Annotated in this window: 13 protein-coding genes; 12 read left to right on the top strand and 1 reads right to left on the bottom strand. The window is 55.3% G+C overall.

Features of this window, described 5'->3' with window-relative positions; translation table 11 throughout:
* Nucleotides 1-112: 112 nt before the first annotated feature.
* The 10 genes from msrP (at nt 113) to fis (ending at nt 8579) form a co-directional block, all read left to right on the top strand.
* Nucleotides 113-1114, top strand: coding sequence for a protein-methionine-sulfoxide reductase catalytic subunit MsrP (gene msrP / locus KB890_RS16670; protein ID WP_004174108.1), 1002 nt, complete (start codon nt 113-115; stop codon nt 1112-1114).
* Complete coding sequence (gene msrQ, locus KB890_RS16665) at nt 1114-1722, top strand: protein-methionine-sulfoxide reductase heme-binding subunit MsrQ (RefSeq protein WP_020325267.1); 609 nt, start codon at nt 1114-1116, stop codon at nt 1720-1722. The genes msrP and msrQ overlap by 1 nt, the downstream gene beginning before the upstream one ends.
* A 223-nt stretch (nt 1723-1945) precedes the next feature.
* Nucleotides 1946-2398 carry a type II 3-dehydroquinate dehydratase gene (gene aroQ, locus KB890_RS16660; protein WP_020325264.1) on the top strand — a complete coding sequence of 151 codons (453 nt, stop codon included), beginning with the start codon at nt 1946-1948 and terminating at the stop codon, nt 2396-2398.
* A 22-nt stretch (nt 2399-2420) separates the two neighbouring features.
* Nucleotides 2421-2888, top strand: coding sequence for an acetyl-CoA carboxylase biotin carboxyl carrier protein (gene accB / locus KB890_RS16655; protein WP_002918736.1), 468 nt, complete (start codon nt 2421-2423; stop codon nt 2886-2888).
* Nucleotides 2889-2898: 10 nt separating this feature from the next.
* Entirely contained in the window at nt 2899-4248 is a 1350-nt protein-coding gene (gene accC / locus KB890_RS16650; RefSeq protein WP_002918738.1) for an acetyl-CoA carboxylase biotin carboxylase subunit, read from the top strand.
* 110 nt (nt 4249-4358) lie between these two features.
* Nucleotides 4359-4601 (top strand): YhdT family protein, encoded by a 243-nt coding sequence (locus tag KB890_RS16645; RefSeq protein ID WP_002918740.1) that lies wholly within the window; start codon nt 4359-4361, stop codon nt 4599-4601.
* Nucleotides 4591-6042: a sodium/pantothenate symporter gene (gene panF, locus KB890_RS16640; RefSeq protein WP_004181435.1), complete on the top strand. Its 1452-nt coding sequence runs from the start codon at nt 4591-4593 to the stop codon at nt 6040-6042. The genes KB890_RS16645 and panF overlap by 11 nt, the downstream gene beginning before the upstream one ends.
* A gap of 11 nt (nt 6043-6053) precedes the next feature.
* Nucleotides 6054-6935: a 50S ribosomal protein L11 methyltransferase gene (gene prmA / locus KB890_RS16635; RefSeq protein ID WP_002918745.1), complete on the top strand. Its 882-nt coding sequence runs from the start codon at nt 6054-6056 to the stop codon at nt 6933-6935.
* A gap of 357 nt (nt 6936-7292) precedes the next feature.
* Nucleotides 7293-8258, top strand: coding sequence for a tRNA dihydrouridine synthase DusB (dusB, locus tag KB890_RS16630; RefSeq protein WP_004144972.1), 966 nt, complete (start codon nt 7293-7295; stop codon nt 8256-8258).
* 24 nt (nt 8259-8282) lie between these two features.
* Nucleotides 8283-8579 (top strand): DNA-binding transcriptional regulator Fis, encoded by a 297-nt coding sequence (gene fis, locus KB890_RS16625; protein WP_000462905.1) that lies wholly within the window; start codon nt 8283-8285, stop codon nt 8577-8579.
* 87 nt (nt 8580-8666) lie between these two features.
* On the opposite strand, the gene envR is transcribed toward fis, so the two are convergent.
* A complete protein-coding gene (envR, locus tag KB890_RS16620) occupies nt 8667-9317 on the bottom strand; it encodes an acrEF/envCD operon transcriptional regulator (RefSeq protein WP_004150972.1) in 651 nt (216 codons plus the stop codon).
* A gap of 378 nt (nt 9318-9695) precedes the next feature.
* Here envR and KB890_RS16615 point away from each other — a divergent pair, with 378 nt between their 5' ends.
* Nucleotides 9696-10835: an efflux RND transporter periplasmic adaptor subunit gene (locus tag KB890_RS16615; RefSeq protein WP_002919101.1), complete on the top strand. Its 1140-nt coding sequence runs from the start codon at nt 9696-9698 to the stop codon at nt 10833-10835.
* A gap of 12 nt (nt 10836-10847) precedes the next feature.
* Nucleotides 10848-13958 carry an efflux RND transporter permease subunit gene (locus KB890_RS16610; protein WP_004144975.1) on the top strand — a complete coding sequence of 1037 codons (3111 nt, stop codon included), beginning with the start codon at nt 10848-10850 and terminating at the stop codon, nt 13956-13958.
* Nucleotides 13959-13996 lie beyond the last annotated feature (38 nt).

Genomic DNA, 13996 nt, shown 5'->3' with positions numbered 1-13996 from the left:
CGCGCCTCTGCTTCGGCGGCGGCTCCTCATCCTAATGTGCAATTTTTCGTGACATATTCGCCATTCATCGCCGTCTCCGTCATGCTTAGGAAAACGCATGACGGAGGACACCATGAAAAGAAAAAAACTGACGGAAGCCGACGTCACGGCCGAATCCGTTTTTATGCTCAAGCGGCGCCAGGTGCTGAAAATGCTGGGTATCAGCGCGACCGCGCTTTCCCTTCCCGCCGCCGCGCAGGCCGACCTGCTGGACTGGTTTAAAGGCCACGACCGCCCACCAGCGCCAGCGGGCAAGGCCCTGGAGTTTGCTAAACCCGCCGAGTGGCAGGCTAATCTGACGCTTACCCCGGAAGATAAGGTCGCCGGTTACAATAATTTTTATGAATTCGGCCTCGATAAAGCCGATCCGGCGGCGAACGCGGGTAGCCTGCGCACCGATCCCTGGACGCTCACCATCGGTGGCGAAGTGGCGAAACCTCTGACCCTTGACCATGACGATCTGACCAAACGCTTCCCGCTGGAAGAGCGCATTTATCGTATGCGCTGTGTGGAAGCCTGGTCGATGGTGGTCCCCTGGGTCGGCTTCCCGCTGCATAAACTGCTGGCGCTGGTGGAGCCCACCAGCAGCGCGCGCTATGTGGCCTTCAAAACCCTCTATGCTCCGGATCAAATGCCCGGCCAGAAAGACCGGTTTATCGGCGGGGGGCTCGCTTACCCTTACGTGGAGGGGCTACGGCTGGATGAAGCGATGCACCCGCTGACGCTACTCACCGTCGGGGTGTATGGCAAAGCGCTGCCGCCGCAAAACGGCGCGCCGGTCCGCCTGACCGTGCCGTGGAAGTACGGTTTTAAAGGCATAAAATCCATTGTTAGTATCGAGCTGACCCGCGAGCGGCCGCCAACCACCTGGAACCTGGCGGCGCCGGACGAATACGGCTTCTTCGCCAACGTCAATCCGCACGTCGATCACCCCCGCTGGTCACAGGCTAGCGAGCGGTTTATCGGCGCCGGCGGCGTGCTCGATGTGAAGCGTCAACCGACGTTGCTGTTTAATGGCTATGCCGACGAAGTGGCGTCGCTGTATCGCGGCATGAATCTGCGGGAGAACTTCTAGTGCGTTTCACCGTCAAACAGATCGTCTGTCTGAAGGTTTTACTTCACCTTGCGGGGTTTTTGCCGCTGGTCTGGTTATTCTGGGCCGGGCACCAGGGCTACTTGAGCGCCGATCCAGCCAAGGATATCCAGCACTTTACCGGCAGAATGGCGCTTAAGTTTCTGCTGGCGACGCTGCTGGTCTCTCCGCTGGCGCGCTATGCGAAGCAGCCATTATTGATTCGCGTTCGTCGGCTGTTAGGTTTATGGTGTTTTGCCTGGGCGACGCTGCACCTGACCAGCTATACCCTACTGGAGCTGGGCATTAACAATCTGGCGCTGCTGGGCTCGGAGATTATCACCCGCCCCTATCTGACATTGGGCATGATCTGCTGGGCGATTCTGCTGGCGCTGGCGGTGACCTCCACGCAAGCGATGCAGCGAAAACTGGGGCATCGCTGGCAACTTTTACACAACTTCGTCTATCTGGTGGCGATCCTCGCGCCGATACACTACCTGTGGTCAGTGAAGATCGTCTCGCCGCAGCCCGTTATATATGCCCTGCTGGCAGCGGCGCTATTGACATGGCGTTACAAGAAGTTCCGCCAGTGGTGGCGCGCAATCCGGTAATGTGCAGTTTCCCGCAGATCCTTTATCAACCGCGACTCTTTTTCAGATAGCGGTTGATAATCTTCCCTGATAAGACCAGTATTTAGCTGCCAATTGCTACGAAATCGTTATAATGTGCGACTTTGGTTTTCCTGACGGGGTTTTCTGACCCTGAAAAGGTGACAAGGGCGCATTGAAGGTATATGTTGTTTTTTACCCGAAAATGGCAGGAGATCGCCACACAATGGCAGTGAAGTTTCACATTTTGCTTTTGAATGGTCCAAACATTAACATGCTCGGTACCCGCGAGCCTGAGAAGTATGGCCCTCTCACGCTGGCTGAAATTGTTAACCGTTTAACATCTGAAGCGGCGGCGCTGAATGTGAGTCTGGATCACCTGCAGTCCAACGCGGAGCATGCGTTAATCGACCGAATTCATCAGGCTAAAGACAACGTGGACTATATCCTGATTAATCCGGCCGCGTTCACGCATACCAGCGTAGCAATCCGTAACGCTTTGCTCGCCGTGAACATCCCGTTTATCGAGATTCACCTGAGCAATGTGCATGCACGCGAACCCTTCCGCCAGCACTCGTATCTGTCAGATGTCGCCGCTGGCGTCATTTGCGGGCTGGGGGCGGATGGTTATTCATACGCTTTACAGACGGCGGTAAAACGCCTGTCACAATCACACTAAACAAAGAGTACGGAACCCACTCATGGATATTCGTAAGATTAAAAAACTGATCGAGCTGGTTGAAGAATCAGGTATCTCCGAACTGGAAATTTCTGAAGGCGAAGAGTCTGTTCGCATCAGCCGCTCTGCACCGGCCGCAAGCTATCCGGTTATGCAGCAGGCTTATGCTGCGCCGATGATGCAGCCTCAGGCGCCTGCCGCCGCGACTGCCGCACCAGCTGCTGCGGCTGAAGCGCCGGCGAAAGCGGAAATCAGTGGTCACATCGTACGTTCCCCGATGGTTGGTACTTTCTATCGTACGCCGAGCCCGGACGCGAAAGCGTTTGTGGAAGTTGGCCAGAAAGTTAACGTGGGCGACACCCTGTGCATCGTCGAAGCGATGAAAATGATGAACCAGATCGAAGCCGACAAAGCCGGCGTGGTGAAAGCCATTCTGATCGAAAGCGGCCAACCGGTAGAATTCGACGAGCCGCTGGTAGTTATCGAGTAACGAGGCGAACATGCTGGATAAAATTGTCATCGCTAACCGTGGCGAGATCGCACTGCGCATCCTGCGTGCCTGTAAAGAACTGGGCATCAAGACTGTCGCTGTGCACTCTACTGCGGATCGCGATCTAAAACACGTATTGTTAGCGGATGAGACGGTCTGCATCGGTCCGGCTCCGTCCGTAAAAAGCTATCTGAACATTCCGGCCATTATCAGCGCCGCTGAGATCACTGGCGCGGTAGCGATTCACCCGGGTTATGGCTTCCTCTCTGAGAACGCTAATTTTGCTGAGCAGGTTGAGCGTTCCGGCTTTATCTTCATCGGCCCGAAAGCCGACACTATCCGCCTGATGGGCGACAAAGTGTCCGCCATCACCGCCATGAAGAAAGCTGGCGTTCCGACCGTTCCAGGTTCTGATGGCCCGCTGGGCGACGACATGGACGCTAACCGCGCCCATGCCAAACGCATCGGCTATCCGGTGATCATCAAAGCTTCCGGCGGCGGCGGCGGTCGCGGTATGCGCGTTGTACGTAGCGACGCTGAACTGGCACAGTCCATCTCCATGACCAAAGCGGAAGCCAAAGCGGCTTTCAACAACGACATGGTCTACATGGAGAAATACCTGGAAAACCCACGCCACATTGAAATTCAGGTGCTGGCGGATGGTCAGGGCAACGCTATCTATCTGGCTGAACGTGACTGCTCCATGCAGCGCCGTCATCAGAAAGTGGTCGAAGAAGCGCCGGCGCCGGGCATCACCCCGGAACTGCGTCGCTACATCGGCGAGCGTTGCGCGAAAGCCTGTGTGGATATCGGCTACCGCGGGGCGGGTACCTTTGAGTTCCTGTTCGAAAACGGCGAGTTCTACTTCATTGAAATGAACACCCGTATCCAGGTAGAGCATCCGGTAACTGAAATGATCACCGGCGTTGACCTGATCAAAGAGCAGCTGCGTATCGCAGCCGGCCAGCCGCTGTCTATCAAGCAGGATGAAGTGGTGGTTCGCGGCCATGCGGTGGAATGCCGTATCAACGCCGAAGACCCGAACACCTTCCTGCCGAGCCCGGGCAAAATCACCCGTTTCCACGCGCCGGGTGGCTTTGGCGTGCGCTGGGAGTCACATATTTACGCCGGTTACACCGTACCGCCGTACTATGACTCCATGATCGGTAAACTGATCTGCTACGGCGAAAGCCGTGACGTGGCGATTGCCCGCATGAAGAATGCGCTGCAGGAGCTGATCATCGATGGCATCAAAACCAACGTCGATCTGCAGATGCGCATTATGAGCGACGAGAATTTCCAGCATGGTGGCACCAATATCCACTATCTGGAGAAAAAACTCGGCTTGCAGGAAAAATAATTCTGCTCTCTCAGCAAAAGGCCGGGTAAACCGGCCTTTTTTCTTTTTCTCTCTCCTCATCTATACCATGCGGTACAATCCCCGCTTTCTTCATCCTCAAGGGACAAAAAATGGACAAACGCTTTGTTCAGGCCCACAAAGAAGCGCGCTGGGCGCTGTGGCTGACCCTTCTCTACCTTGCCGCCTGGCTGGCCGCCGCCTATCTGCCGGGGGTGGCTATTGGCTTTACCGGCCTGCCACACTGGTTTGAAATGGCCTGCCTGCTGGTACCGCTGCTGTTCATTCTGCTGTGCTGGGCGATGGTCAAACTGATTTTCCGCGATATTTCTCTGGAGGACGATGATGCAGTTTGAGGTCATTATTCCCCTGATCGCCTACCTGGTGGTGGTGTTCGGTTTATCCCTCTACGCCATGAGAAAACGCGCCTCAGGTAGCTTTCTTAATGAGTACTTTCTCGGCAGCCGCTCGATGGGCGGCTTCGTGCTGGCCATGACGCTAACCGCCACCTATATCAGCGCCAGCTCATTTATCGGCGGACCCGGCGCCGCCTATAAATACGGCCTGGGCTGGGTGCTGCTGGCGATGATCCAGCTCCCCGCCATCTGGCTGTCGCTGGGCGTGCTGGGGAAAAAATTCGCCATCCTTGCGCGTCGCTATAATGCTGTCACCCTCAATGACATGCTGTTTGCTCGCTATCAGAGTCGCCTGCTGGTCTGGCTGGCCAGCCTGAGTCTGCTGGTGGCCTTTGTCGGCGCCATGACCGTCCAGTTTATCGGCGGCGCCCGCCTGCTGGAGACGGCTGCCGGTATTCCTTACGATACCGGCCTGCTGATCTTCGGGGTCAGCATCGCGCTGTATACCGCCTATGGCGGCTTTCGCGCCAGCGTGCTCAACGACACGATGCAGGGCATGGTAATGCTGATCGGCACGATCGTGCTGCTGGTAGGCGTGATCCACGCCGCCGGGGGGGTTGGCCATGCGGTAGAGACGCTGCAGTCGATCGACGTCAAGCTGGTGTCCCCGCAGGGCGCGGAAGATATCCTCTCGCCAACCTTTATGGCCTCGTTTTGGGTGCTGGTCTGCTTCGGCGTTATTGGTCTGCCACATACCGCAGTGCGCTGTATCTCCTACAAAGACAGCAAAGCCGTGCATCGCGGCATCATTATCGGCACCATCGTGGTGGCGATCCTGATGTTTGGCATGCATCTGGCTGGGGCATTAGGCCGGGCGGTGATCCCCGATTTAACCGTGCCGGATCTGGTGATCCCGACGCTGATGGTTAAAGTGCTTCCGCCCTTTGCCGCCGGGATCTTCCTTGCCGCGCCGATGGCGGCGATTATGTCGACGATCAATGCCCAACTTCTGCAAAGTTCCGCTACGATCATCAAAGATCTGTACCTGAACTGGCGGCCGGATCAGGCGACTAACGAAAAGCGGCTTAAACGCATGTCCGCCGGCATCACGCTCCTGCTGGGGGTCTTGTTGCTGCTCGCGGCCTGGCGGCCGCCGGAGATGATAATCTGGCTGAACCTGCTGGCTTTCGGCGGCCTGGAAGCCGTCTTCCTGTGGCCGCTGGTGCTGGGCCTTTACTGGGAACGCGCCAACGCGGCTGGCGCGCTGAGCGCGATGATCGTAGGCGGCGTCCTGTATGCCGTACTGGCCACGCTGAAAGTGCAGTTTCTGGGCTTTCACCCGATCGTTCCCGCGCTGCTACTGAGTTTGCTGGCGTTTGTGGCGGGGAACCGTTTCGGTCGTCCCGCCCCACAGCCCCCCATTTTGACTACTGATAAATAAAGAGTTTTGCTATGCCATGGATCCAACTGAAACTAAATACCACCGGCGCGAACGCTGAAGATCTTAGCGATGCGCTGATGGAGGCCGGATCGGTCTCGATCACCTTCCAGGATACGCACGATACGCCGGTATTTGAGCCATTGCCCGGGGAAACCCGCCTGTGGGGGGATACCGACGTAATCGGCCTGTTCGATGCTGAAACCGATATGAAAGCGGTCGTTGCCCAACTGGAGCAGCATCCGCTGCTGGGCGCCGGGTTCGCGCATAAGATCGAGCAGCTGGAAGATAAAGACTGGGAACGGGAATGGATGGATAACTTCCACCCCATGCGCTTCGGGGAGCGGCTATGGATCTGCCCAAGCTGGCGCGATGTTCCGGATGAAAATGCCGTCAACGTGATGCTCGATCCGGGTCTGGCCTTTGGCACCGGTACGCATCCGACGACATCCCTGTGCCTGCAGTGGCTGGATGGGCTCGACCTCAACGGAAAAACGGTGATTGATTTCGGCTGCGGCTCCGGCATCCTGGCGATTGCCGCACTGAAGCTGGGGGCGGCAAAAGCAATCGGGATTGATATCGACCCGCAGGCTATTCAGGCCAGTCGTGATAACGCGCAGCGTAACGGCGTTTCTGAACGCCTGGAGCTCTATCTTCCTCAGGACCAACCGGAGTCGATGAAAGCCGACGTGGTGGTCGCGAATATCCTGGCAGGCCCGCTGCGTGAGCTGGCGCCATTAATCAGCGTCCTGCCCGTTTCAGGCGGTTTGCTGGGGCTTTCCGGCATCCTTGCCAGCCAGGCGGAGAGCGTCTGTGAAGCCTATGCCGATCTCTTCGCCCTTGACCCGGTGGTCGAGAAGGAAGAGTGGTGCCGGATTACCGGCCGGAAAAACTAAGCGCGATGCGGCCTACGGGCCGCATTTTTGTTTCCAGTTGCCACCAAATAATGCCAGGAAATGAGAGGCAGATCGCACTACAGAGCACTTTTTTGGCTACAAAAACAGCGTTTTATATCGCCATGCGGCCAGTTTATCCAAGAAAAATCGAGAAGTTTTATGATTTTATAAATGGACACAAATTATCCATCATCCATTAAATCAATGATTAATATAAGTATTTATTCATCCCTTTTACGCTAGTCCCGGATTCATTGATCTGCAACAGAGGATTGCTCAAAGTTTGGCCTTTCATCTCGTGCAAAAAATGCGTAATATACGCCGCCTTGCAGTCACAGTATGGTCATTTCTTAACTCATGCGCATCGGACACCACCAGCTCAGAAATCGCCTGATCGCAGCGCCCATGGCTGGCATTACTGACAGACCATTCCGGACGCTGTGCTACGAGATGGGAGCGGGTTTAACCGTTTCCGAGATGATGTCTTCTAACCCACAGGTGTGGGAGAGCGACAAGTCCCGTTTACGGATGGTGCATATCGATGAGCCCGGTATTCGTACCGTGCAAATCGCCGGTAGCGTGCCGGAAGAGATGGCTGCCGCCGCGCGGATTAACGTGGAAAGCGGCGCCCAGATTATTGATATCAATATGGGATGCCCGGCGAAAAAGGTGAATCGCAAGCTTGCAGGTTCAGCCCTCTTGCAGTACCCCGACCAGGTGAAGTCGATCCTGACGGCGGTCGTTAACGCGGTGGACGTTCCTGTGACTCTCAAGATTCGCACCGGTTGGGAACCGGAACACCGTAACTGCGTAGAGATTGCCCAACTGGCCGAAGAGTGTGGCATTCAGGCTCTGACTATTCACGGACGCACCCGCGCCTGCTTGTTTAACGGAGACGCTGAGTACGACAGTATTCGGGCAGTTAAGCAGAAAGTTTCCATTCCGATTATCGCGAATGGCGACATTACTGACCCGCTTAAAGCCAGAGCTGTGCTCGACTATACAGGGGCTGATGCCCTGATGATAGGCCGTGCAGCTCAGGGAAGACCCTGGATCTTTCGGGAAATCCAGCATTATCTGGACACTGGAGAGCTGCTACCCCCGCTGCCGCTGGCAGAGGTGAAGCGCTTGCTTTGTGCGCACGTTCGGGAATTGCATGACTTTTATGGTCAGGCAAAAGGGTACCGAATCGCGCGTAAACACGTCTCCTGGTATCTTCAGGAACATGCTCCAGATGACCAGTTTCGGCGCACATTCAACGCCATTGAGGATGCCAGCGAACAGCTGGAGGCGTTGGAGGCATACTTCGAAAATTTTGCGTAATAGAAATAAAGAGCTGACAGAACTATGTTCGAACAACGCGTAAATTCTGACGTACTGACCGTTTCTACCGTTAACTCTCAGGATCAGGTAACTCAAAAGCCCCTGCGTGACTCGGTTAAACAGGCACTGAAGAACTATTTTGCTCAACTGAACGGTCAGGATGTGAATGACCTGTATGAGCTGGTACTGGCTGAAGTTGAACAGCCCCTGTTGGACATGGTGATGCAATACACCCGTGGTAACCAGACCCGCGCTGCTCTGATGATGGGCATCAACCGCGGTACGCTGCGTAAAAAACTGAAAAAATACGGCATGAACTGATACTAGTCAGTTGCTTGCTTGATATAAAAGGCGCTCTTCGGCATGGGGAAGCGCCTTTTTTATTATCTGCGCCAACAGAACTCATTACTAATTCACCAGCCGTAGCGCAGGCCCTCCCGATAAACGCGCAGCACAGACCACCGCCATTATATTATCCACCAGCGCAGGCGCCTGCTGATAAAGATCGAAGCGTTGCGGATCGAGCAGCCAGTTTTTAATCAGCCCGGAAAAAGCACTGTGTAAAACAATTAATATCATCTCAATGTTTGTTTCGGCTGGCAATATATTGTTACGCACGCAGCACTGCAGGATGCCGCCAATGAGTGAATAATTAAAACCAATACGTTGGCGAATTTCGTATTCCGAAAGCATATCACTGGAAAACTCACAGCGCTGATAAAGAATTTGCATCAGAGCGCGCTGTCGAGGATTCGCAGCAATATAGCGCAGGCCTGCAATAAACCGCTCGCGTAAAGCATTTAGCGGCTCATGTTCGTACTCTATGGCCTGACTGGGCTGAATCAAATCTCTAAGCGGCGGCTGCTGCTGCCACATTTCATTAAACAGCTCCGTCTTACTGGCAAAATGCCAGTACACCGCGCCGCGAGTCACTCCCGCCGCATCGGCGATATCCGTCAGGGTGGTGTTGGTTACTCCGCGCAGGGCGAACTGCTGGATTGCGGACTCAATCAGGAGCTGCCGCGTGCGCTGCGCCTCTTCTTTTGTTTTTCTTGCCATACAAGGCCCCACTTCCCGATAAGCAGATCATATAGGATATTCTTAATTAGAATTAATCTAGCATTTGCCATGAAGTATTATTTAGCAAAAATGCAGACAAGTTAATCCTGATGCGAAAAGAGAATTAATTATTCAAGTGAATATCACCGGAAAATACATTCACTGAAATAATGTCTATTTATCAACTTTTACAATTGCGATAAATCGCAATACTACAGTGACCATTTTTTTGTTTTTGCGTGCCTTGCTGATTGCTTAAAAATAAGTATCTCTTACATCCAACGGCGTTTATTTGTAGGATGGCAAACTGCTTTTTGATTCCCTCTTTCTTTCACAGATTCGCCGCCTGATTGGGTACGTAATCTATAAGGAACCGCCATGACGACTCACGCCAGAGTGACACTTTTATCCGGTTTAATTATCTCGGCCTTATTGCTAACCGGTTGCGATAATTCTGACAACCAGCAACCCCATGCGCAGGCGCCGCAGGTGACGGTCCATGTAGTGAACAGCGCGCCGCTATCAGTCACCACCGAACTGCCGGGCCGAACCTCTGCTTTTCGCGTAGCGGAAGTCCGCCCCCAGGTGAGCGGTATCATTCTGAAGCGTAACTTTGTTGAAGGAAGTGATGTCGAAGCAGGCCAGTCGCTCTATCAGATCGATCCGGCGACCTACCAGGCGGCGTGGAACAGCGCCAAAGGCGATGAGGCCAAAGCCGAAGCCGCGGCCGCTATCGCCCATTTGACGGTGAAACGCTACGTTCCACTGCTGGGTACTAAATATATCAGCCAGCAGGAATACGATCAGGCAGTGGCCACCGCCCGCCAGGCCGATGCCGATGTCATCGCCACCAAAGCTGCCGTAGAAACGGCCCGTATCAACCTGGCCTACACCAAAGTAACCTCCCCCATTAGCGGGCGCATCGGTAAATCGAGCGTCACCGAAGGGGCGCTGGTCACCAACGGCCAATCGGATGCCCTGGCTACCGTCCAGCAGCTCGATCCCATCTATGTTGACGTGACGGAGTCCAGTAATGACTTCATGCGCCTTAAGCAGGAAAGCCTGCAGCGCGGCGGTGATACTAAAAGCGTTGAGCTGGTCATGGAGAACGGCCAGGCCTATCCGCTCAAAGGTTCACTGCAGTTTTCTGACGTCACTGTTGATGAAAGTACGGGCTCAATTACTCTGCGCGCTATCTTCCCTAACCCGCAGCATGTCCTGCTGCCAGGGATGTTCGTCCGCGCCCGCATAGACGAAGGCGTCGATCCGCAGGCTATCCTGGTACCGCAGCAAGGGGTGACCCGCACGCCGCGTGGTGATGCCTCCGTGATGCTGGTGAATGACAAAAACCAGGTTGAAACCCGGGAAGTGGTCGCGACTCAGGCCGTTGGCGATAAGTGGCTTATCACCAGTGGGCTGAAGCCGGGCGATAAAGTGATTGTCAGCGGCTTACAGAAAGTCCGTCCAGGCGTCACTGTCAAAGCGGAAGCGGAGCGTGCGGCGCCGGCCGTGCAATAAGGATACCCAGCCATGTCTAAGTTTTTTATTCATCGACCGGTCTTCGCCTGGGTGCTGGCCATCATTATGATGATTGCCGGCGGCCTGGCCATCCTGCAGCTGCCGATAGCTCAGTACCCGACAATCGCCCCTCCTGCGGTAGCGATCTCCGCCACCTACCCCGGTGCAGATGCCCAGACCGTACAGGATACCGTCACCCAGGTTATCGAGCAGAATATGAACGGCATCGACAACCTGATGTATATGTCGTCGACCAGCGACTCTGCCGGTTCGGTAACCATTACGCTCACCTTTAAATCGGGTACCGATCCCGATATTGCCCAGGTACAGGTGCAAAACAAACTGCAGCTGGCCACGCCGCTGCTGCCCCAGGAAGTACAGCAGCAAGGGATTAGCGTCGAGAAATCCAGTAGCAGCTTCCTGTTGGTCGCCGGCTTTATCTCTGATAACCCGACCACCACCCAGGACGATATTTCTGACTATGTTGCCTCCAATGTCAAAGATCCTATTAGCCGCCTCAACGGCGTGGGCGATGTGCAGCTGTTCGGCGCGCAGTACGCTATGCGCGTCTGGCTGGATGGCAACCTGCTGAATAAATACAACCTGACGCCGGTGGACGTCATCAATGCGCTGCAGGTCCAGAACGATCAGATCGCCGCGGGTCAGCTCGGCGGTACGCCAGCGCTGAAAGGCCAGCAGTTGAACGCGTCAATCATCGCTCAGACGCGGCTCAAAGATCCGCAGGAGTTTGGCAAGGTCACGCTGCGGGTCAACGCCGATGGCTCTGTCGTCCATCTGAAAGACGTCGCCCGCATTGAGCTGGGGGGAGAGAACTATAACGTTGTCGCCAGAATTAACGGTAAACCTGCCTCTGGTCTGGGTATTAAGCTTGCGACCGGCGCCAACGCCCTGGATACCGCCACCGCGATTAAAGCGAAGCTGGCCGAGCTGCAGCCCTACTTCCCTCAGGGGATGAAGGTGGTTTATCCGTATGATACGACCCCTTTCGTCAAAATCTCCATTCACGAAGTGGTCAAAACGCTTTTTGAAGCAATTATTCTCGTCTTTCTTGTCATGTATCTGTTCCTGCAGAACATGCGCGCAACGCTCATTCCAACCATTGCCGTACCCGTGGTGCTGTTGGGAACCTTCGCGGTATTGTCGATGTTTGGCTACTCCATCAACACGCTGACAATGTTTGGCATGGTGTTGGCGATAGGTCTGCTGGTCGATGACGCTATCGTAGTAGTGGAAAACGTCGAACGTGTGATGGTTGAGGAGAAGCTCTCGCCAAAAGAAGCGACGGAAAAATCTATGTCGCAGATCCAGGGAGCGCTGGTGGGTATCGCCATGGTGCTCTCCGCAGTATTTGTCCCGATGGCCTTTTTCGGCGGCTCAACCGGCGCGATTTATCGTCAGTTTTCAATCACCATCGTCTCCGCCATGGCGCTCTCCGTGCTGGTTGCGCTGGTACTGACTCCGGCGCTCTGCGCCACGTTGTTGAAGCCAGCCTCAGCTGAACACCATGAGAAAAAAGGATTTTTCGGCTGGTTTAACGCCCGCTTCGACCAGAGCGTTAACCACTATACCAACAGCGTCAGCGGTATTTTACGTGGAACTGGCCGTTATCTGGTGATCTACCTGCTGATCGTCGTGGGGATGGCCGTGCTGTTCATGCGCTTGCCCACGTCCTTTCTGCCCGACGAAGACCAGGGCGTCTTCCTGACCATGATCCAGCTGCCGTCCGGTGCTACCCAGGAGCGCACGCAGAAGGTCCTGGATACGGTGACAGACTACTACCTGCATAACGAGAAGGCCAACGTCGAAAGCGTCTTTACCGTTAACGGCTTCAGCTTCAGCGGCCAGGGACAAAACTCCGGTATGGCGTTTGTCAGTCTGAAGCCCTGGGAAGCGCGCAGCGGCGATGAAAACAGCGTGGAGTCCATCATCAAGCGGGCCACCGTAGCCTTTAGCCAGATCAAAGACGCCATGGTTTTCCCGTTCAACATGCCAGCCATTATTGAGCTGGGTACCGCCACCGGCTTCGACTTTGAACTGATCGACCAGGGCGGACTCGGTCATACCGCTCTGACCCAGGCGCGCAATCAACTGCTGGGCATGGTGAAACAGCATCCGGATCAGCTGGTTCGGGTACGCCCTAATGGGCTGGAAGATACCCCTCAGTTCAAACTGGATGTCGATCAGGAAAAAGCGCAGGCGCTGGGCGTATCGCTCTCCGATATCAATGAAACGATATCAGCCGCGCTGGGCGGATACTACGTCAATGACTTTATTGACCGCGGCCGCGTGAAAAAAGTGTACGTTCAGGCTGATGCCCACTTCCGTATGCTGCCGAGCGACATTAACAACATGTATGTTCGTAGCGCCAACGGCGAAATGGTGCCGTTCTCCGCCTTTGTCACTTCACGCTGGATATATGGCTCGCCGCGCCTGGAGCGCTACAACGGGTTGCCATCTATGGAGATCCTCGGTGAAGCTTCGCCAGGCAAAAGTACCGGGGAAGCCATGGCGCTGATGGAAACGCTGGCCAGTAAACTGCCGAGCGGCATCGGTTATGACTGGACCGGGATGTCTTACCAGGAACGGCTCTCCGGCAACCAGGCGCCTGCGCTCTATGCCATCTCGCTGATCGTCGTATTCCTGTGTCTGGCGGCGCTGTATGAGAGCTGGTCGATCCCCTTCTCAGTCATGTTAGTGGTTCCGCTGGGGGTCATTGGCGCGCTGTTAGCCGCCACGCTGCGTGGGCTGAATAATGACGTTTACTTCCAGGTCGGGCTCTTGACCACGATCGGTTTGTCGGCCAAGAATGCGATCCTGATCGTCGAGTTCGCCAAGGATCTGATGGAGAAAGAAGGGAAAGGGATCATTGAGGCCACGCTGGAGGCATCGCGGATGCGCCTGCGGCCTATTCTGATGACCTCTCTGGCCTTTATTCTCGGGGTCATGCCGCTGGTGATTAGCCATGGTGCCGGCAGCGGGGCGCAGAATGCGGTTGGCACCGGCGTGATGGGCGGGATGCTGACCGCGACGCTGCTGGCAATCTTCTTTGTTCCGGTCTTCTTCGTGGTCGTTAGACGACGCTTTACCCGGCACGCTGAATAACTCGGCTATGTCTTGAAGGCGCCCCTTGCGGGCGCTTT

The sequence above is a fragment of the Klebsiella sp. P1954 genome, assembly GCF_018199955.1.
Lineage (GTDB): Bacteria > Pseudomonadota > Gammaproteobacteria > Enterobacterales > Enterobacteriaceae > Klebsiella > Klebsiella pneumoniae.
This window is presented reverse-complemented; position numbering and strand designations above follow the sequence as displayed.

Excerpts from the sequence above, each read along its gene's own strand:
- msrP (WP_004174108.1), top strand. The coding sequence starts at position 113 with ATGAAAAGAAAAAAACTGACGGAAGCCGACGTCACGGCCGAATCCGTT.
- aroQ (WP_020325264.1), top strand. The coding sequence starts at position 1,946 with ATGGCAGTGAAGTTTCACATTTTGCTTTTGAATGGTCCAAACATTAAC.
- accB (WP_002918736.1), top strand. The coding sequence starts at position 2,421 with ATGGATATTCGTAAGATTAAAAAACTGATCGAGCTGGTTGAAGAATCA.
- accC (WP_002918738.1), top strand. The coding sequence starts at position 2,899 with ATGCTGGATAAAATTGTCATCGCTAACCGTGGCGAGATCGCACTGCGC.
- KB890_RS16645 (WP_002918740.1), top strand. The coding sequence starts at position 4,359 with ATGGACAAACGCTTTGTTCAGGCCCACAAAGAAGCGCGCTGGGCGCTG.
- panF (WP_004181435.1), top strand. The coding sequence starts at position 4,591 with ATGCAGTTTGAGGTCATTATTCCCCTGATCGCCTACCTGGTGGTGGTG.
- prmA (WP_002918745.1), top strand. The coding sequence starts at position 6,054 with ATGCCATGGATCCAACTGAAACTAAATACCACCGGCGCGAACGCTGAA.
- dusB (WP_004144972.1), top strand. The coding sequence starts at position 7,293 with ATGCGCATCGGACACCACCAGCTCAGAAATCGCCTGATCGCAGCGCCC.
- fis (WP_000462905.1), top strand. The coding sequence starts at position 8,283 with ATGTTCGAACAACGCGTAAATTCTGACGTACTGACCGTTTCTACCGTT.
- envR (WP_004150972.1), bottom strand. The coding sequence starts at position 9,317 with ATGGCAAGAAAAACAAAAGAAGAGGCGCAGCGCACGCGGCAGCTCCTG.
- KB890_RS16615 (WP_002919101.1), top strand. The coding sequence starts at position 9,696 with ATGACGACTCACGCCAGAGTGACACTTTTATCCGGTTTAATTATCTCG.
- KB890_RS16610 (WP_004144975.1), top strand. The coding sequence starts at position 10,848 with ATGTCTAAGTTTTTTATTCATCGACCGGTCTTCGCCTGGGTGCTGGCC.